Annotated in this window: 19 protein-coding genes; 6 read left to right on the forward strand and 13 right to left on the reverse strand. The window is 74.5% G+C overall.

What is annotated here, in order from left to right; all coding sequences use genetic code 11:
* Positions 1-56 precede the first annotated feature (56 nt).
* Positions 57-377: a hypothetical protein gene (locus OHA91_RS03210; protein WP_328738526.1), complete on the forward strand. Its 321-nt coding sequence runs from the start codon at positions 57-59 to the stop codon at positions 375-377.
* A 95-nt stretch (positions 378-472) separates the two neighbouring features.
* Entirely contained in the window at positions 473-757 is a 285-nt protein-coding gene (locus tag OHA91_RS03215) for a chaplin (RefSeq protein ID WP_266495727.1), read from the forward strand.
* A gap of 106 nt (positions 758-863) precedes the next feature.
* Here OHA91_RS03215 and OHA91_RS03220 read toward each other — a convergent pair whose 3' ends face one another.
* The 8 genes from OHA91_RS03220 to OHA91_RS03255 form a co-directional block, all read right to left on the reverse strand.
* Complete coding sequence (locus OHA91_RS03220; protein ID WP_266495724.1) at positions 864-1,727, reverse strand: tyrosinase family protein; 864 nt, start codon at positions 1,725-1,727, stop codon at positions 864-866.
* A gap of 30 nt (positions 1,728-1,757) precedes the next feature.
* A complete protein-coding gene (locus OHA91_RS03225) occupies positions 1,758-2,126 on the reverse strand; it encodes a tyrosinase family oxidase copper chaperone (RefSeq protein ID WP_266495721.1) in 369 nt (122 codons plus the stop codon).
* Positions 2,127-2,185: 59 nt separating this feature from the next.
* A complete protein-coding gene (locus OHA91_RS03230) occupies positions 2,186-2,725 on the reverse strand; it encodes a GNAT family N-acetyltransferase (protein WP_266495718.1) in 540 nt (179 codons plus the stop codon).
* A gap of 16 nt (positions 2,726-2,741) precedes the next feature.
* A complete protein-coding gene (locus tag OHA91_RS03235) occupies positions 2,742-3,356 on the reverse strand; it encodes a trimeric intracellular cation channel family protein (RefSeq protein WP_328738527.1) in 615 nt (204 codons plus the stop codon).
* A gap of 154 nt (positions 3,357-3,510) precedes the next feature.
* On the reverse strand, positions 3,511-4,530 hold the full coding sequence (locus OHA91_RS03240; protein WP_328738528.1) for an alpha/beta fold hydrolase: 1,020 nt from the start codon (positions 4,528-4,530) through the stop codon (positions 3,511-3,513).
* Between the two features lie 117 nt (positions 4,531-4,647).
* The gene (locus OHA91_RS03245; RefSeq protein ID WP_266495710.1) at positions 4,648-5,772 is read right to left on the reverse strand and encodes an acyl-CoA dehydrogenase family protein; all 1,125 of its coding nucleotides are present in this window, start codon (positions 5,770-5,772) and stop codon (positions 4,648-4,650) included.
* Positions 5,769-6,974 (reverse strand): acyl-CoA dehydrogenase family protein, encoded by a 1,206-nt coding sequence (locus tag OHA91_RS03250; protein WP_266495708.1) that lies wholly within the window; start codon positions 6,972-6,974, stop codon positions 5,769-5,771. Before OHA91_RS03250 ends, OHA91_RS03245 begins: the two co-directional genes overlap by 4 nt.
* Positions 6,971-7,945, reverse strand: coding sequence for an NADPH:quinone oxidoreductase family protein (locus OHA91_RS03255; RefSeq protein ID WP_266495705.1), 975 nt, complete (start codon positions 7,943-7,945; stop codon positions 6,971-6,973). The genes OHA91_RS03250 and OHA91_RS03255 overlap by 4 nt, the downstream gene beginning before the upstream one ends.
* 223 nt (positions 7,946-8,168) lie before the next feature.
* Between OHA91_RS03255 and OHA91_RS03260 the strand changes: the two genes are divergently transcribed.
* Positions 8,169-9,275 carry a hypothetical protein gene (locus OHA91_RS03260; protein ID WP_328738529.1) on the forward strand — a complete coding sequence of 369 codons (1,107 nt, stop codon included), beginning with the start codon at positions 8,169-8,171 and terminating at the stop codon, positions 9,273-9,275.
* Positions 9,276-9,344: 69 nt separating this feature from the next.
* On the forward strand, positions 9,345-10,286 hold the full coding sequence (locus tag OHA91_RS03265; protein ID WP_328738530.1) for an SDR family oxidoreductase: 942 nt from the start codon (positions 9,345-9,347) through the stop codon (positions 10,284-10,286).
* Positions 10,287-10,315: 29 nt separating this feature from the next.
* On the opposite strand, the gene OHA91_RS03270 is transcribed toward OHA91_RS03265, so the two are convergent.
* On the reverse strand, positions 10,316-11,149 hold the full coding sequence (locus tag OHA91_RS03270; RefSeq protein ID WP_328738531.1) for an enoyl-CoA hydratase/isomerase family protein: 834 nt from the start codon (positions 11,147-11,149) through the stop codon (positions 10,316-10,318).
* Positions 11,150-11,218: 69 nt separating this feature from the next.
* Positions 11,219-11,983 (reverse strand): PIG-L deacetylase family protein, encoded by a 765-nt coding sequence (locus OHA91_RS03275; protein WP_328738532.1) that lies wholly within the window; start codon positions 11,981-11,983, stop codon positions 11,219-11,221.
* 18 nt (positions 11,984-12,001) lie between these two features.
* Here OHA91_RS03275 and OHA91_RS03280 point away from each other — a divergent pair, with 18 nt between their 5' ends.
* The gene (locus OHA91_RS03280; RefSeq protein WP_328738533.1) at positions 12,002-12,820 is read left to right on the forward strand and encodes an MBL fold metallo-hydrolase; all 819 of its coding nucleotides are present in this window, start codon (positions 12,002-12,004) and stop codon (positions 12,818-12,820) included.
* Positions 12,821-12,842: 22 nt separating this feature from the next.
* On the opposite strand, the gene OHA91_RS03285 is transcribed toward OHA91_RS03280, so the two are convergent.
* From OHA91_RS03285 to OHA91_RS03295, 3 genes are all read right to left on the reverse strand, one after another.
* Positions 12,843-14,147, reverse strand: a complete 1,305-nt coding sequence (locus OHA91_RS03285) for an alpha/beta fold hydrolase (protein ID WP_266496914.1) — start codon at positions 14,145-14,147, stop codon at positions 12,843-12,845.
* 212 nt (positions 14,148-14,359) lie between these two features.
* A complete protein-coding gene (locus tag OHA91_RS03290) occupies positions 14,360-15,445 on the reverse strand; it encodes an S-(hydroxymethyl)mycothiol dehydrogenase (RefSeq protein WP_328738534.1) in 1,086 nt (361 codons plus the stop codon).
* A 73-nt stretch (positions 15,446-15,518) separates the two neighbouring features.
* Positions 15,519-16,535 carry a LysR substrate-binding domain-containing protein gene (locus tag OHA91_RS03295; RefSeq protein WP_328738535.1) on the reverse strand — a complete coding sequence of 339 codons (1,017 nt, stop codon included), beginning with the start codon at positions 16,533-16,535 and terminating at the stop codon, positions 15,519-15,521.
* A 71-nt stretch (positions 16,536-16,606) separates the two neighbouring features.
* Between OHA91_RS03295 and OHA91_RS03300 the strand changes: the two genes are divergently transcribed.
* A complete protein-coding gene (locus OHA91_RS03300; protein WP_266495682.1) occupies positions 16,607-17,590 on the forward strand; it encodes a dihydrodipicolinate synthase family protein in 984 nt (327 codons plus the stop codon).
* Positions 17,591-17,707 lie beyond the last annotated feature (117 nt).

Below are 17,707 nucleotides of genomic sequence, written 5' to 3' on the forward strand. Positions count from 1 at the left end.
CCGTCCAACGGGTGACAAGGCGTGACCGGGCCGGGGACCGGCCCGGTTGGACGGGCATGCGAATCCTGCGTATCCACCACACTCTGCCCGCCCTGCTGCTGGCGGGCATCTCGTGCATCGCCGGTCCGGCCCATGCCGCGGGGCCGGATTTCCAGTACGTCGGCCAGGACGACCGGGTCCACGGGCTCACCGCGCCGCGGGGCTGTGTGGCGGCGGAGGGCGGCGGCGGCCGCGCGGTCACCAACGCGACCCGCGGTTCGGCGACCCTCTACGAGGGGCGCCGCTGCACGGGCCGGGTCGTCGGGGCGCTGCGGCCCGGAGAGGCCATTCAGGTGCGGCCCTCCTTCACCTCGGTCGCCTTTCCCGTCACCGGGTAGGAGCAGCGGCCGTGACCCCTCGGCCCTCCCCGCGTTGTATGCCATGTCAAATGCCACAGATTCTGTGGCGCCCCATATCTCACGAGGAGATCTTGATGTCGCGTATCGCGAAGGCATTCGCCATCACCGCTGTCACCGGTAGCGCCGTGGTCGCCGGTGCGGGCCTGGCTGTCGCCGATGCCGGAGCGCACGGTGCGGCGGTCGGCTCCCCCGGTGTTCTGTCGGGCAACCTGCTCCAGGTCCCGGTGCACGTCCCGGTCAACGTCTGCGGCAACACCGTGAACGTGATCGGCCTGCTGAACCCCGCGTTCGGCAACACCTGCGTCAACGCGTCGGGCGGCGGCGACCACCACACCGAGGATGCGGGCTACGGCCACTGATCCTGTTCGACCGAAGGGCCCCCGCCGCTCGGCGGGGGCCCTTCCCCTGTGCCCTGCTGCCCTGCAGTGCCTGCCGGCCGCGGCTCCCCGCGCCCCCGCGGGCGGGTCATTCGTAGCGGTACAGGCCCTGGTGGCCGAGGACCTCGCGCGGGGTGACGTCCCAGGGCGGCATCGGCTCGTCGAGGGCGATCACCCGGCCGCGCTGGAGGTCGCCGACGGCCGGGGGCGCCGCGGGCAGGTAGCCGGAGCGCGGGTGCTTGCGCTGCCAGCGGTCCCAGATCAGGTCCACGAAGGCGTGGTGCAGCCAGAACGCCGGGTCGTTGGGCGCCGTACCGCCCGTCATGTGGCCGCCGATCCACTGGTGGACCTTGTTGTGGTTGCGCCAGCGCTCGCTCCTGGGGGCCGCCCAGCCCTCCAGCTTGTTGCGGAATCCGCCCGCCGTGGCCGTGGAGTCCCAGGGCGAGACGTCGTAGACCGGGTCGTCGATCGCCCACTGGAGTTCGGCCGGGGTGGGCAGGGCGATCGGGTTCTGCGGCCTGCCCAGGTTGCGGGTGAGGAACGCGGACTCCGTGATGCCCACGGTCACCGTCCAGTTGCCCTTGTCGTAGGCGAACGGCCCGGTCATCACCTTGCGGTCGGTCGAACGGCCGGTGCCGCCGAGGAAGTCGTCCGCCCAGAGCGAGGAGACGGGGCTGGTGTCGGTGGTCCAGTCCCAGTACGGGACGGACACGCCCGGGTCGAGCTGCTGCAGCTGCTTCTCGAACTCCAGCAGGTAGAGCCGGTGCCACGGGAAGAAGGACGGCGACATGTGCCCGACGCGCAGCTTGCGGTCGCGGTCGGGCACGAAGTACTTGTCGTGGGTGCGCACCAGTGCGTCGTAGGCGCCGCTGCGCTTCAGCTCAAGTACCGCCGCGGTGAACCGCTTCTTCTGGGCGCTGGTGAGGTTCTTCTGGTTCTGCCGGACGTGCAAAGCGGGGGTCCTCCCGTTCCCGTGGGTCTGTCAGCCGTGGTGCGGGGCCGCGAACGCCAGCTGGGTCGTGCCCAGTTCGTCGACCGCGGCGCGGGCCAGTTCCAGTGGGGTCGCATAGGACTGGAAGTGGTTGATGCCGCTCAGGTAGCTGCCGTCGGCCCGGCGCATGACGTGCAGGGGGCGGCCGTCGATGCGGACCCCGGCGACGTCCACGGCGATGTGCCGGCCGCGGTACGTCTCCTCCTCGGCCAGCGGCGCCGGGGTGAGGGTCTGCCGGGGCCGGCGGGCGCGCAGCACGGGGGCCAGGGCCGCACCCGTACCGGCCAGCACGGCCGCGGTGAACGCCGCGCGGAGGAGGGCGCGTCGGGTCAGAGGTGCGGCGGCGGTTGCTGCGGACATGCGGTCTCCCTCGCTCGGTGGCCGGCGGCTACGGGTCTAACGCCGCGCGGCGGGCGAGGTCACCGGTGGGCGGCGCCGAGCTGCTTGTAGAAGAGGGTCGTCGGGTGCAGCCGGCCCGCCGGGTCGGTGGCGTAGTCGGGGATGGTGCCCGCCTCCGTCCAGCCCGCGGAGCGGTAGACGCGCTCGGCGCCGCTGCCGGTCTCGGTGTCCAGGAAGAGCAGCAGCACCCCGGCGCGGACCGCCTCGGTCTCTGCGTGCGCGAGGAGGGCACGGGCGGTGCCGCGGCCCCGGGAGGCCGGGTGGACCATGAGCTTGCGCAGTTCAGCGCGGTGGCGCCCGTTGGGCTTGGACTCCCGGTACCAGCTGACGGTGCCGTCGATGGGGCCGTCGGCGCCGGTGCGGGAGACCCACAGGGCGAGGGACCCGTCCTCGACGGCGGGCAGCAGGGAGTCCCACCAGGCGGCAGCGGCCTCGTGGTCGAGGCCCTCGAGGAAGCCGAGCGAGGAGCCGCCGGAGACCACGGCGTGCAGGAGGGCGGCGAGTTCGTCGCGGTGGGTGCGCAGTCCGGTCGCGGACAGCGGGGTGATCACGGCGGTCATGCGGCGAGCATAGGGATCAGTCGGCGAGGTGCCGCAGGCGGGGCAGGTGGTGGTCGCGGAAGACCGTGGCCATCCGCAGGGCGAAGAGCAGGCCGGCCGAGACGGCGATGTCGGCGGTGTCCGGGACTCCGGCCGTGTGCAGGGCGAGGTAGGCGGCGGCGCCGGCGAGCGCGGCGGTCGCGTACACCTCCTCGTGCAGCAGCAGGGGCGGGAACTCGCCGCACAGGACGTGGCGGACGACCTCGCCGGTGACGCCGGTCAGTACGGCGAGGATGAGGACGGCGACGGAAGTGACGTGCGCGTCGATGGCCGCGCGGGCGCCGATGACGGTGACGACGGCGAGGCCGACGGCGTCGACGACCATGAGGGTGCGCCGCGGGAGCGTGCGCCGTCGGCGCAGGTGGAGCATGGTCTCCACGGCGACGGAGGCGATGACGGTGAGCAGCAGCCAGTCGTGCGTCCAGTAGAGCGGGTGCCGGCCGAGGACGAGGTCGCGCAGGGTGCCGCCGGAGATGGCGGCGGCGAAGGCCAGGACGAGCCCGCCGAAGGGATCCATGCCGGCGCGGTGCGCGGCCAGTACGCCGGAGGCCGCGAAGGCGGCTATGCCGAGCAGGTAGAGGGCGTGCAGCATTGCGCCTCCTTCACGGGGCGGGGCGGGGGTCGGGGCGACCCGTCGAGGTTGCCGTACCGGGCGCCGCCGCCGCATCGGCCGTCCGGCCACGGCGGACGCGGCTGCCTCGGCCGAAGGGACGACCCCCGGGCTGTCGGCTGCCGGGGGTGTCCTGTCAACGCCCTTGCTTCTCTGCTCCGTTGCGTACCCGCTCGACCACGTCGCGCACGGCGTCCGACACGGTTCGGGGCTGCTCCACGGCGATCCCGTGTCCGCTGTGGGTGTCGGTCACGTGCCGGGCGTGCAGTTCGGCGGCGAGCCGCTTCTGGGCGGCCGACCAGGCCGGCCAGGTCGAACCTCCGTCACCCACTCGCAGGTCCCACGGTTCGTCGGAGCTGAGCACGGCGGCGGGCAGGGGGCGGGCGAGCGGGGGTGCGGCCCGGATCTCGGCGACACCGGCCGGGTAGTCGGGTACTTCGAGACCTTCCGGGCCCTTCATCGCGTCGATCTTGCGCATCCAGTCCGACCACTGGGCCGGTGTCAGGGTGTCGCGCAGGTGGGTCGAGGCGCCGTCGACGGTGACCAGGCCCGCGACCCGGGGGTCGCCGGTGCGCGCGGCCAGCGCGGTGATCATCGCTCCCCATGAGGCTCCGACCAGGACATAGGGGCCGTGCTCGCCGGCCGCGGCGAGCACGGCCCGCAGATCGGCGGCGCCGTCCGCCGCGGTGGTGGGCTGTGGCACCGCGGTCGTGGGGCTCGGCCCGTCGTCGAACCTCGTGGTGCCGGGGCGGTCGTAGGCGCACACCCTCGTGAAGGAGGCGACCGTCGGGAGCACCGCGGACGTGCTCGGCACCGGGGTGGTTTCCGGGTGGGCGGGGTCGACGGCGTGGGTCCATTCGTCCGCGGCGCCGCGCGCTCCGGACACCAGCACCACCGTCGGCGTCCCCGTCCCCCGGCACTCGACGTGGACGCGGCGGCCGCCGGGGAGGGACACCGTGCCGGCGAAGTCGCCCGGGGAGGCACGGTCGGCGGGCGGGTCCGTACCGTCCCGGGCAACGGTCAGGCCGGCTGCCGGACCCGCCGGGGCGAGGGACGGGAGGGCCGAGAGGGCCACCGCGGCCGCGATGGCCCGGGCGAGGCGGCGGGGACGGCGCGCCGCGCTGCGCGGCGGCGGAGCCCGGCGTGGGGCGGGCATGCGTCCAGTCTGGTACCCGCCGCCCCGGGACGCAGCCGCCGCGCGCCCGCCCTGATCGGCGAGGGACGGCCTAGGTGTATTGATCAGCCGTGTGAACAACACCGCGGATCAATACGCCTAGGGCGCCGGGAGTTCCGCGAAGTCGGCGACCAGGCCGCGGTGGTGGCCGGCCGTGCCGAGGGCGAGGGAGTCGGCCTTGGCCCGCTTGAGGTAGAGGTGGGCGGGGTGTTCCCACGTCATGCCGATGCCTCCGTGGAGCTGGACGCACTCCTCGGCGGCGCGAACGGCCACCCCCGAGCAGTAGGCCTGGGCGACGGCGACCGTGAGGGGCGCGTCGGGGGCTCCGGTGGCGAGGGCGTCGGCCGCTGCCCTGGCCGCCGCCCGGGCGGAGGCCACGTCGAGCCAGAGCCGCGCCAGACGGTGCTTGAGGGCCTGGAAGGAGCCGACGGGCCGGTTGAACTGGTAGCGGCCCTTGACGTGTCCGACCGTCTCGGTCAGGCACCACTCGGCCAGCCCGACCTGCTCGGACGCGAGCAGTCCCGCGGCGGAGAGCAGCGCTCCGGCGACGGCCGCCCGGGCCGTGGCCGGGTCGGCGAGGCGGGTGCCCGGGGCCGCCTCCAGGGTGACGGTGGCGAGCGGGCGGGTCAGGTCCAGCGGAACGAGCGGGGTCACGCCGGCTTCCCCGGCACGGACCGCGTACAGCCCGGTGTCGGCCAGGACGAGCAGGACGTCGGCGGCCGCCGCGTCCGCCACGGCGGTGACCGTGCCGGTCAGGATCCCCCCGCCGGAGTCCCGCACGGGGGCCGGCAGGCGGGCCCCGGGGGCGAGGGTCAGCGGCACGGCCGGGGCGCAGACGGTGCGTCCCGAGGCCAGTTCCGCCAGCAGCGGGGCGGCTTCGGCGGTGTCGCAGGCGAGCAGGATCTCCGTGGCGAGCACGGCGCTCGTGAGGTAGGGAACGGGTGCCACGGCGCGGCCGAGCTCCTCGAGCACCACGGCCGCCTCGCGGTGCCCCGCCCCCTGCCCGCCGAGCTTCTCGGGTACGAGGAGCCCCGCCGCGCCGATCCCGACGGCGAGGGTGTGCCACAGGGCCGGGTCGTGCGGCCGGCCCGTCTCGGCCCGGGCGAGGATCCCCTTGGCGTCGCACCGGTCGGCGAGGAGCGAGCGTACTGCGGCGCGCAGCTCCTCCTCGGCCTCGGAGTAGAGGAGGTCGGCCGGGGCCGCCGGCGCTGTCGGTGCCGTCATCGGGACAGGTCCTTCCATGCGAGGTCCTTGTCGTCGCGCGGCTCGGGTGGCAGGCCGAGGACGCGTTCGGCGACGATGTTGAGGAGGATTTCGCTCGTGCCGCCCTCGATGCTGTTGCCCTTGGCGCGCAGGTAGCGGTAGCCGGCGTCGCGGCCGGTGAAGTCGACGATTTCGGGCCGGCGCATGGTCCAGTCCTCGTACAGGAGGCCTTCCTCGCCCAGGAGTTCGACCTCCAGGCCGCTGATCTCCTGGTTGAGCCGGGCGAAGGCCAGCTTCATGCCCGAGCCTTCGGGACCGGGCTGGCCGGCGACGAGCTGCTGGCGCAGCCGCTCCCCCGTGAGGCGGGCGACCTCGGCCTCGACCCACAGTTCCAGCAGCCGCTGGTGGAGGGCGTGGGTGCGCAGTTCGGGGCGTTCGCGCCAGGCCGCGGCGACGGGTGCGATCATGCCGCCCTCGCGGGGGATGCGCATGCCTCCGATGGAGACGCGCTCGTTCATGAGGGTGGTGCGGGCGACCGCCCAGCCCTGGCCGACGGCGCCGAGGCGGTGGGTGTCGGGGATGCGGACGCCCGTGAGGAAGACCTCGTTGAACTCGGCCTCGCCGGTGATCTGGCGCAGCGGCCGGACCTCGACGCCGGGGTCGTGCATGTCGCACAGGAAGTAGGTGATGCCCTGGTGCTTGGGCAGTGCCGGGTCGGTGCGGGCGACGAGGATGCCCCAGCGGGCGTTGTGGGCGCTGGACGTCCAGACCTTCTGGCCGTCGACGGTCCACTCGCCGGCGGCCTCGTCGAGGACGGCGCGGGTGGCGAGCGCGGCGAGGTCCGATCCGGCGCCGGGTTCGCTGAAGAGCTGGCACCAGACCTCCTCGCCCACCCACAGGGGGCGCAGGAAGCGCCGCTTCTGCTCCTCGGTGCCGTACGCGAGGATCGTGGGCGCGGCCATGCCGAGGCCGATGCCGATCCGGCGCGGGTCGTTGTCGGGGGCGCCGGCGGCTTCCAGTTCGGCGTCGACGACGGCTTGGAGGGATCGGGGTGCGCCGAGTCCGCCGAGGCCCTCGGGGTAGTGCACCCAGGCCAGTCCGGCGTCGAAGCGGGCGCGGAGGAACTCGGTGCGGCCGGTGCCGGCGGGCGGGTGCGCGGCGAGGAGTTCCCGGGTGCGGGCGCGCAGCGCGTCGGGGGTGGTGGGGGCGGCGTCGGCGGTCATCGGGCGGCCCCGTCCGGGTCCGGTACGACGACCAGGCGGCCGGTGGTGGTCCCGTCGGCGAGGCGTTGCACGGCGTCGGCGGCGGCTGCGAGCGGGACGCGTTCGCTGACCAGCGGTTTGACCGCGCCTTCGGCGGCGAGCCGGGTGAGCTCGGTGTGGCAGGCGAGGATGGCGGCCGGGTCCTTGGCCGCGTACAGGCCCCAGTGCAGGCCGAGCACGGAGTAGTTCTTCACGAGGGCGTGGTTGAGGGCCGGGGCGGGGATGGTGCCGCTCGCGAAGCCGACGACGACGATGCGGCCCTCGAAGGCGACGCATTTGGCGGAGGCGGTGTAGGCGTCGCCACCGACCGGGTCGTAGACGACGTCGGCGCCGCGTCCGCCGGTGAACTCCTTGACGCGGGGGGCGATTTCCTCCGCCGAACGGTCGATCACCAGGTCGCAGCCGAGTTCCTCGGCGGTGCGGGCCTTGGCCTTGCCGCCGACGACCCCGATGACGGTGGCCCCGGCGGCCTTGCCGAGCTGGACGGCGGCGCTGCCGACCCCGCCGGCGGCCGCGTGCACGAGGAGGGTCTCGCCGGCCCGGAGGCGGGCGCGGCGGTGCAGGCCGAACCAGCCGGTCTGGTAGCCGATGTGGAGGGCGGCCGCCTCGGCGTCGTCGAGGGTGTCCGGGGCGGGCAGCAGGGCGCGGACGGGCGCGGTGACGTACTCGGCGAACCCGCCGTGCGGCAGGCTCGGGGTGGCGATGACGCGGCGGCCGTCCTCGGTCTGGCCGCAGATCTCGACACCGGGGGTGAAGGGCAGCGGCGGTTTGATCTGGTACTGCCCGCGGACGAGCAGCGCGTCGGGGAAGTTGACGTTGGCGGCGAGCACCCGGAGTCTCACCTCACCCTCGCCGGGGACCGGTTCGGGAACCTCTTCGAGGCGCATGGCCTCACGGGGCTCGCCGGGGGTACGTACTCGCCATGCCTGCATCCGGGGCCTCCAGCCGCCGTGAGGAATCACGCTCCGGGCGCATACTAAGCGGTCGCTTGCCCTCCTGTGAACCGCCGCCGGGCGCGGAAGGCGCCCGGCCCGAAACAACACGCGTCATTTCAGGCCACATTCACCACACCATCAGGCAATATGTGGCGTGCACGTGTCATGACTCAACGGGGAACTGCACCTGTCCAGGGGGGACCACCACATGAGAAGAAGCATGTCCGCGGCCGGAGCCGCCATCGTTCTGGCCGGCCTGGTCACCGCGGCCGGACCGGCCGCCGCGGCGACCGACGCGAAGTGCGCGCCGAAGATCCAGGTGCTCGGCTCGATCGGGGACGAGTCGTACCACCGCGACATGCCGCAGAGCCAAGGCGTCTACGACTTCGGTGCGGACGGCCTCGCCGTCGGCGTATCGGGCTACAAGCCCGTCTACTGGACCGGCACCACGGTGCACCGGGTGCCGCTGGCCGACCCGAACGCGTCGGGCCAGGTGATCGCCGTCAACGCGCACGGCCTGATGGTGGGCGTCGTCCACGATTCCGTCGGCCACTCCCTCTTCACCTACCAGGTGGGCGCAGCGGCGATCACCCGGTTGCCGGACGGCTACGGCCACGACGTCGAGGCCGACGTCAACGACGCCGGGTACGTGGTGTCCCGCTCGGACAGCGGGCCCGGTGCCGTCTGGAAGGACGGCCAGAAGGTCCGCGAGCTGCCCGTCCCGGCCGACGCCGGCCCGGGGACCCGGATCACGATGGTCACCGGCATCAACAACCACGGCGACATCCTCGGCATGGCCACGCAGGACTACGAGGTCCCCGAGACCGGCGCGCACCTGGAGGGCACCCACCCGGTGCTGTGGCCGGGGGACGGCGGCGCCGCCCGGCTGCTGGATCCCACGATGAACGACAGCTACGTCCAGGACCTCGACGAGAGCGGCCGGATCGTCGGCTACGACTGGTCCGGACCGTGGTACGAGTACCGCACGTGGGTCTGGGAGCCTCCGGTCGGCGGCCCCGGCACCTCTCCCGGGGGTCTGAGCTCGCACCCGTACGCCACGTTCGAGGCGATCAGCCCGACCACGAACCTCACCGTCGGCACGGCCAAGTTCCACCCGGACGAGATGACCCTGCCGGACCAGGCCCTGCTGCGGGCCGGTTCCGGCCCGGTCAAGGCCCTGCCGCGGCTGGCCGCGGGCGGGGCGAGCACGGCCGACGCGGTCTCTGACGCCGACCGGGTCGGCGGGGCGGCCGTGAACGCGAAGGGCAAGCTCAAGCCGGTGATCTGGACCTGCGCGACCGAGCAGGCGTACAACCCCGGCAGCTAGGCCCTCTCGGACGGTCGCAGGTCTCCCCGGGGATGGTGATCTGAGCGCCCGCGCGCTATCGATGGGCACATGGAGAAACCTCAGCGCGGCCTGCCCGCGCCGCCGCCGCTCGGTGCCGCCGCCCTGCCCCCCGGTACGTACGCGGGGCAGGTGGTCCTCGTGACCGGCGGCGGCACCGGGCTGGGCAAGGCCGTGGCAACCGAGTTCGCACGGCTCGGCGCCGATCTGCTCATCGCGGGCCGGCGCCCCGAGCCGCTCAAGGCGGCGCAGGACGAGCTGGCCTCCGTACCGGGCGCGGGCCGGGTGACCGCCGCCGTCTGCGACATCCGGGACCCCGAGCGGGTCGCGGAGGTCTTCGACGCGGCGCAGGCGGCGCTCGGGCTGCCGGACGTCCTGGTCAACAACGCGGCCGCCAACTTCCCCTCCCCGGCGGAGGACCTGTCCCCCAACGCCTGGCGGGCGGTCGTCGACATCACCCTGACCGGCACGTGGTTCATGACCCGCGAGTTCGGCCGCCGCCACCTCGCCGCCGGCACCCCCGGGTCGATCGTCAACATCGGCGCCTCGTACGCCTGGACGGGCGGGCCGGGCTTCGCCCACAGCGCCGCCGCCAAGGCCGGGGTGAAGAACCTCGTGGAGACCCTCGCCGTGGAGTGGGGCCCGTACGGCATCCAGATCAACGGGCTCGTCCCGGGCCTGTTCCCGCACGCGGACATGACCGCGGACATCCGCGGCGGCCTGGAGCGTGCCGCGCCCGGCGCCAAGGACGCCCGGCAGCCGGCGCTGCGGGTCGGGGTGCCGCGCGAGCTGGGCTGGGCCGCGACCTTCCTGGCCTCGCCGTACGCCCGGTTCGTCACCGGCCACACCCTGGTCGTGGACGGGGCCAACTGGCAGCGCCGGACGGTGGTCAGCCCCGAGGTCGTCCCGGTACGGGAGCAGTTGGGGCGCGGCCCCTTCCCCGCCGGACCGGGCGAACCCCACCCGACGGCTCCGCCTGCGGCCGCCACGTAGGGCTCCACGGGCGCGGCGGTCGCGGACGGTCAGCCCCCGGTGAAGCGGGGCGGACGGCGCTCCGCCTTGGCGCCGTAGCCCTCGCGGGCGTCGTCCGAGGCGAGGGTGAGGGCCGCGGTCATCGCCACCCGGTCGAGGGCCGCGGGGAGAGCGGCGTCGGCGTAGGCGTCGACCGCGCGCTTGATGCCCTGGACCGCGAGGGGGGCGTTGGCGGCGATCTCCGCCGCCAGGGCGCGGGAGGCCGCCGCCAGTTCATCCGGCTCGACGAGGAGTTGGACCAGTCCCAGCCGTTCGGCGGTGGCCGCGTCGATGCGGCGGCCCGTGAGGGCCAGGAACTTCGCCCAGCCCGCGCCCGCCTCGCGGGCGATGCGCAGGTCGCCGCCCGCGTCGACCGCCACGCCCAGCCGGGCCTCGGGGAGGGCGAAGACGGCGTCCCGCGCCGCCACTCGGATGTCGGCCATCAGCGCCAGCTCGAAGCCGAAGCCGAGGCAGTAGCCCTGGACGGCGGCCACCACCGGCTGCGGGAGCCGGGCGAGGACCGCGAAGCGCTCGTGGACCCAGCGGATGCCCTCGTAGTAGTTGCGGGTGCGTTCGGCGGCGGATCCGCCGGTGATGCCGCCGCCCGGGGCGCTCACGTCGATGCCCGCACAGAAGGCCCGGCCCTCGGCCCGCAGCAGCACGGCCCGCACCGAGGGGTCGAAGCGGATCCGGTCCGCGAGCAGACCGAGCTGGCGGCTGGACTCCCAGCTCCAGCCGTTGAGTTTGTCCGGGCGGCAGAGGGTGAGGACCGCGATGCCGTCCGCGACCTCCAGGCGGATCCGCTCCTCGCCCTCCGCGATCTCCGTGGAGATGGTGTCGATCACCTTGTCCCGCACCCCCGACCCCGGCAGCCGCCCGATATCTGATGGACCGTCAGGCTAGGGGTGGGAGGGTCAGCGGGGGAAGACCTCGAACGCGACCGCCGGGCGGCCGCCGAACCGCGCCGCCACCCGCTCGGCGTTGCCGGTGAGGAAGGTACGGACGTACTCCTCGGGATCCTGGTCCGTCAGCGCCTCGATGTAGGCCTTGTGCTCCATCAGGGACAGCACCGACCGCTCCAGGCCCGGACCGGCGTCGGCCGCGTGCGTGGGAGTGCTGGTCCCGGCCACCGCCACCCAGCGGACCCTGTTCCACGGCTCCAGGCCCTTCTCGGAGATGAGCTCCGGGAAGATCCACCGGTTGCCCGCGTCGGCGGCCGCGTCCAGGGTGGCCCGGCCGACGGCCTTGTGGTCGGGGGTGTTCCAGTAGCCGCCGCCCTGCTCCCCGCCCCAGGTGTCGCGGTGGTTGAGGGTGATGACCAGCTCGGGGCGGTGCCGGCGGATGGCCGCCGCGATGTCCCGGCGCAGGCCGAGCCCGTACTCGACGATCCCGTCGCGGTGGTCGAGGAACTCCACCGCGGACACCCCGACCACGGCGGCGCTCGCGCGCTGCTCCGCCTCGCGCAGCGGGGCGCAGTCGGCGGGGGCGAGGGAGTCGATGCCCGCCTCGCCGCGGGTGGCCAGGAGGTAGACCACCTCCCTGCCGCCGTCCGTCCAGTCCGCGATGGCGGCCGCGCACCCGTACTCCAGGTCGTCCGGGTGGGCGACGACGGCGAGGGCGCGGTGCCAGTCGGTGGGCATGGGCTCCAAGGGGGCCTGCTGATCGCGTTGTTCGGTCATGCGTCGCACAATAGGCGAATGGACCGTCACGGACTGGTAGTGGCTCTTCTGGATGCCGGCGGAACGTTCTTCGAGCCCGCCCGTACGGCGTTCCCCGGCGCGGACGAGGCCGACTGGGCGCGCGCGGCGCTGCTGGATCCCGGCGCGGCCGGTCCCGGCGGTACCTGGCGACTGGACTTCCGCTGTTTCGCGATCGCGCGGCCGGGGGGCCGGTGGGTGCTGGTGGACGCGGGGGTCGGGCCGGCGGACGGGCCCGCCGCCGGGTGGGCGCCGGTGCCCGGGCGGCTGCCCGCAGCCCTCGCGGCCGCCGGCATCGCGCCGGCCGACGTGGAGACGGTGGTCCTGACCCATCTGCACGAGGACCACGCGGGCTGGACCTCGGGCCCCGGCGGGGAATCGTTCTTCCCCTGCGCGCGCCACGTCGTCCAGCGGGCGGAGGTCGCGGCCCTCGACCGGGCCGACCCGGTGTGGGAGTGGACGGTGGCTCCGCTGCGGGAGACCGGACAGCTGCACGAGGTGGACGGGACGCACCGGCTGGGGACGGGGATCACCCTGCTGCCGACGCCGGGACACACCCCGGGCCACCAGTCGGTGCTGGTGGAACAGGGCCCGGCGGGCCGGGACGTGCTGGTCACCGGTGACGTGCTGGTGCACGCGGTGCAGTTGGGCAATCCGGCGGTGCCGTACTCGCACGAGCGCGACCGGGCCGCCGCGCGCGCCTCCCGCGAGGGCCTGCTGGCGCGGGCGGCCGAGAGCGGAGCCCTGCTGGCCACGGCCCACCTCACCCGTGCCTTCGTGGAGCCGCCGGACAACGCGGAGCCGGGCCGGCCCCGCTGAATGCGGGTACCGGCCCGGCCGGTCACGCCTCGTCGCGTACGAGGGCCAGCAGCCGGTCCAGTACGCGGGGTCCGCCCGCGCGCAGGCCGTCGTGCTCGAACTCGTCCGTCACCCAGGTCCGCAGGCCCCGGATGGCGCGGGCCGTGCGCAGCGAGTCCTCCACGTCCACGTACATGTCGTCGTGGTAGACCGCGGCCGCCACCGGAACCTCGTTGGCCGCCAGCCGTTCCGGGTCGTAGAGCGGCTGCCAGCCCGTACGGGCGGCCAGCAGGTCGGCGGTCTCGCGCAGCGGGGCGAGGGCCGGGTCGGTGGTGAAGTGCCAGGGGTGGATGGTCTCGCCGGTGAAGAGCAGGGGCTCGTCGCCCGTGAGGGCCTTGCGGGCGTCGAAGCGGGGGTGTTCCGCCCGGACGCGGTCGGCGGCCCAGGCCGTGGGCGCGGCCGGGTCCTGGGCGTAGATCGCCTCGTGGACCAGCGCGTAGAGGGGGTGTCCGGCGAAGGAGAGGAGGCCGCGGGCGCCTTCCAGGAAGGCGTCGGAGAGGGCCGGCCCGGTGGAGGTGGGGACGAAGGCGTCCTCCAGCAGGTAGTGGAGCTGGTGGCTGCCGTCGCCGCCGCCGAGGAGGATGCCGAGGGACTGGAAGGCCTCGACGGTCAGGACGTGGCCGCCGGGGAGTTCGGCCGGCTGTTCCGCGAGGTGTGCGGCGATCCGGCGGGCCCGCTCGGCGTCCATCGGGTAACGGGCGTAGTGGGCCGCGTTCTTGCGCTCGATGCGCGGGTAGGCGGCCCGGTAGACCTCGTCGGCGGTGGCGGTCAGCGACGGGAGGCCGCCGGTGATCAGGGCGGCGGTGAGGCCCTCGGGCGCGCTGGAGAGGTACCGGACCGTGCAGAAGCCGCCGAAGCTCTGGCCGAGTACGGTCCAGGGCGCGCCGCCCGTGAGACCGGGGCGGATCGCCTCGGCGTCGCGCACGATGGAGTCGGCGCGGAAGTGGGCGAGGTGTTCGGCCTGCTGGGCGGGGGTGCCGCGCAGGGGCAGCGTCTGCCGGTTCACCGGAGTGGACCGGCCGGTGCCGCGCTGGTCCAGCAGCAGTACCCGGTAGTCCTGCAGGGCCCGCTCCAGCCAGGCCTGCCGGCCGACGAAGCGGCGGGCGCCGAAGCCCGGGCCGCCCTCCAGGTACAGCAGCCAGGGCAGGGTCTCCGGGTCCTTGCCGGTGGCGACCACCTCTCGGCCGTACAGCTCGATCCGCTCGCCGTCCGGGCGCGCGTGGTCCAGGGGGACGGAGAACCGGTGGTCGGTGAGGACCGTGCCGGGCTGGCGGTAGCTGTGGACGATGGTCACGGACGGCCCCCAGGGATACGAGGTACGGAGTGCCGCGCCGCGGCCGGGTGAGGCACGGGCCGGCACGGCGGCGGTCCGCCCGAGTCTAGGCCGTGTCCGGGGCACAGGGTGCTGTGGGGCCTTACCCTTGCCGGCCTTCCGTGCGGCCGCGGCGGACCGCGGCGCACGGAAGGCGGTGGCGGGGCTGACAGGCTGACGGGGCCGGGTCAGAACTCGACGACCGAGCGGAGGACCTCGCCGCGCTCCATCCGGGCGAAGGCCTCCTCGACCCCGTCGAGCGGGATGGTCTCGGAGACGAACGCGTCCAGGTCGAGCCGGCCCTGCAGGTAGAGGTCGATCAGCAGGGGGAAGTCGCGCTCGGGCAGGCAGTCGCCGTACCAGGAGGACTTCAGGGCGCCGCCGCGGCCGAAGACGTCCAGGAGCGGGAGTTCGAGCTTCATCTCCGGGGTCGGCACGCCGACCAGGACCACCGTCCCGGCGAGGTCGCGCGCGTAGAAGGCCTGCTGGTAGGTCTCGGGGCGGCCCACGGCGTCGATGACGACGTCGGCGCCGTTGCCGCCGGTCAGGGCCTGGACGGCCTTGACGACGTCCTCGGTGCGGCCGTTGACGGTGTGCGTGGCGCCGAGGCCGCGCGCCCATTCCAGCTTCCGGTCGTCCAGGTCCACCGCGATGATCCGCGAGGCGCCCGCCAGCCTGGCGCCGGCCACGGCCGCGCTGCCCACTCCCCCGCAGCCGATGACGGCGACGGAGTCGCCCCGTCCGACGTTCCCGGTGTTGAGGGCTGCGCCGAGGCCTGCCATCACGCCGCAGCCGAGGAGTCCGGCTGCGGCCGGGGAGGCGGCCGGGTCCACCTTGGTGCACTGGCCGGCCGCGACCAGGGTCTTCTCGGCGAAGGCGCCGATCCCGAGGGCCGGGGAGAGCGGGGTGCCGTCCTCCAGCGTCATGGGCTGGGTGGCGTTGTGCGTGGCGAAGCAGTACCAGGGGCGTCCGCGCTTGCAGGCACGACAGGTGCCGCACACCGCGCGCCAGTTGAGGACGACGAAGTCGCCCGGTGCCACGGAGGTGACGTCGGGCCCGACGGACTCGACGATTCCGGCGGCCTCGTGGCCGAGCAGGAAGGGGAACTCGTCGTTGATCCCGCCTTCGCGGTAGTGCAGGTCGGTGTGGCAGACCCCGCAGGCCTGCACCCGGACGAGTGCCTCGCCCGGCCCCGGGTCGGGCACGAGGATCGTCGTCGTCTCCACCGGTGCGCCCTTGCTCCGGGCGATGACCCCTCGTACGCGATGCGTCACGTCGTACCCCGTTCTGATCGGTTCGGTCTGGATCAACGAACGTACACGGACGGCACCCGGTAAGGGAGTTGTGTCACGCTTCGGCGCGCGACCCGGCCAGATCCGGTGGTACGGCGGCGCGGAGCGCCGCGCCGAAGGCGGCCACGGCCGGGTGGGTGCCCGCTCCGCTGCGGAAGGCGAGGCCGGTGCGCCGCTGCATCACCAGCCGGGTGAGGCGCACGGCCGGGTCCGCGGGCCCCGCGACCCCGAGCTGGGGTACGACGGCCACGCCCTGGCCCGCGGCGACCAGCGCGAGCACGGTGGCGAACTCGTCCACCTGGTGGCGCACCCGGGGCGTGAAGCCGGCCGCCTGGCAGGCCCTCGTGGTCATGGTGTGGCAGAGGGTGCCCGGCGTGGCGGTGATCCAGGGCGATCGGGCGTGTGCGCGCAGGACCGCGTCCTGGTCTGGCCCCGGGGGCGGCTGCGGGAGGTCCCCGGCGGGCGGACGGCCGGCCTCCGGCCCAGGTGTCCCGGCCGCTCCGGGTGCCCCAGGTGCCCCAGGTGCCTCGGGCGTTCCCCCGGCGGGCTCGGCCAGGTACATCGCCTCGCCGTACAGGGGCTCGGTGGTCAGCCCCGGCTCGCGCTCGGCGGGTACGAAGTCGTACGAGTGGACCAGGGCGACGTCCAGGTCCCCGGCCCGCAGCGCATGGGCGACCGCCGCCGGGTCGGTCTCGCAGACCATCGGCTCCAGACCCGGGTGGCGGCGGGCGAGGGCCACCAGGGCGGCCGGGACGATGGCGCGGGTGGCGGTGGGGAAGGCGCCGATCCGCAGGGCTCCGGCGAGGCCTCCGCGGGCTTCGGCGAGGTCGGCGTCCGCCTGCTCCAGCCGTTCCAGGACTGCCTCGGCGTGCCGGACCAGGTTCTGCCCGGCCGCGGTGAGCCGGACCCGCCGCCCGGTGCGCTCCAGCAGGGGCAGCCCGGCCTCCCGTTCCAGTACGCCGAGCTGCTGGGACACCGCCGAAGGGCTGAAGGAGAGGGCCTCGGCCACGGCGGCGATCGTGCCGCGGCGGGCGAGTTCGCGCAGCAGGCGCAGGCGCCGTACGTCGAGCATCGGCTCAGCTTACGTGTTGCCTAAGAAACGTGAACTGGATTCGGCGCTCGGGGCGGGTCAGGCTCGTGGACATGGCACAGGACATGGCACAGGACACGAAGCGGAACACCACAGAGGACATCGCAGAGGACGTCGCAGGGGACATCCCGCGGCCGGTCCCGCTCGACGGCATCCACGTACCGCTCGTCACCCCGTTCACACGCACCGGGGAGATCGCCGCCGAGGCCCTGGAGGCGCTCGCCCACGAGGTGCTCGACCGGGGCGCCACCGGGATCGTCGCCCTCGGCACCACCGGGGAGACGGCCTGCCTCGACGAGGCGGAGCGCGATCTCGTCACCGGGGTGTGCGCCCGGGTCTGCCGGGAGCGCGGCGCGATGCTGACCGTCGGCGCGGGCGCGGTCGGCACCCGGGCCGCGGAGGCCTCGCTGGCCGCGCTGGCCCGGTGGCCGCAGGCGGGGGCGGCACTGGTCACCGTCCCCTCGTTCGTACGGCCTTCGGCCGCAGGGGTGTTGGCGCACTTCGGGCGGCTGGCCGAGGTGAGCCCCGTACCGCTGGTCGTCTATCACATCCCGCACCGCACGGGGCAGCCGCTGGACGCCGCCGCGCTGCGGGCCCTCGGTTCGCTCCCCCGGGTCGCCGGGGTGAAGTACTCCACCGGCAGCGTCGACCAGGACGCGGTGGAGCTGCTCGGCGACCGGCCCGCCGGCTTCCACGTGCTGGCCGGGGACGACGTGTACGTGTCGCCGATGCTCGCCATGGGCGCGTCGGGCGGGGTCCTCGCCTCGGCCCACCTGGCGACGGAGCGGTTCGCGGAACTCGCCGCGGCCTGGCGGGCGGGGGACGTGGTGCGCGCCCGGGCGCTGGGGCACGCCCTGGCCGGGCTTTCGGCGGCGGCTTTCGCCGAGCCCAATCCGGCCGTGGTCAAGGGTGTGCTCCACGCCCAGGGCCGCATCCCGTCCCCCGACGTCCGGCTCCCCCTGCTCCCGGCCTCCAAGGCGGCGGTGACGGCCGTCCTGGAGCGGCTGGCGGCGCTCGAGGAGCCCCTCGCCGAATAGGCCTCGGGGGAAATGAACGCCGGAGGGGGAAATCGACGCCGGAAAGACTCCCGGATGGGCGATTTACCCCCTACGCACGAGTCGCCCGAATGAGCCCGTCAGGGGCCGGACTTGCCC

This window comes from Streptomyces erythrochromogenes (genome assembly GCF_036170895.1).
Lineage (GTDB): Bacteria > Actinomycetota > Actinomycetes > Streptomycetales > Streptomycetaceae > Streptomyces > Streptomyces erythrochromogenes.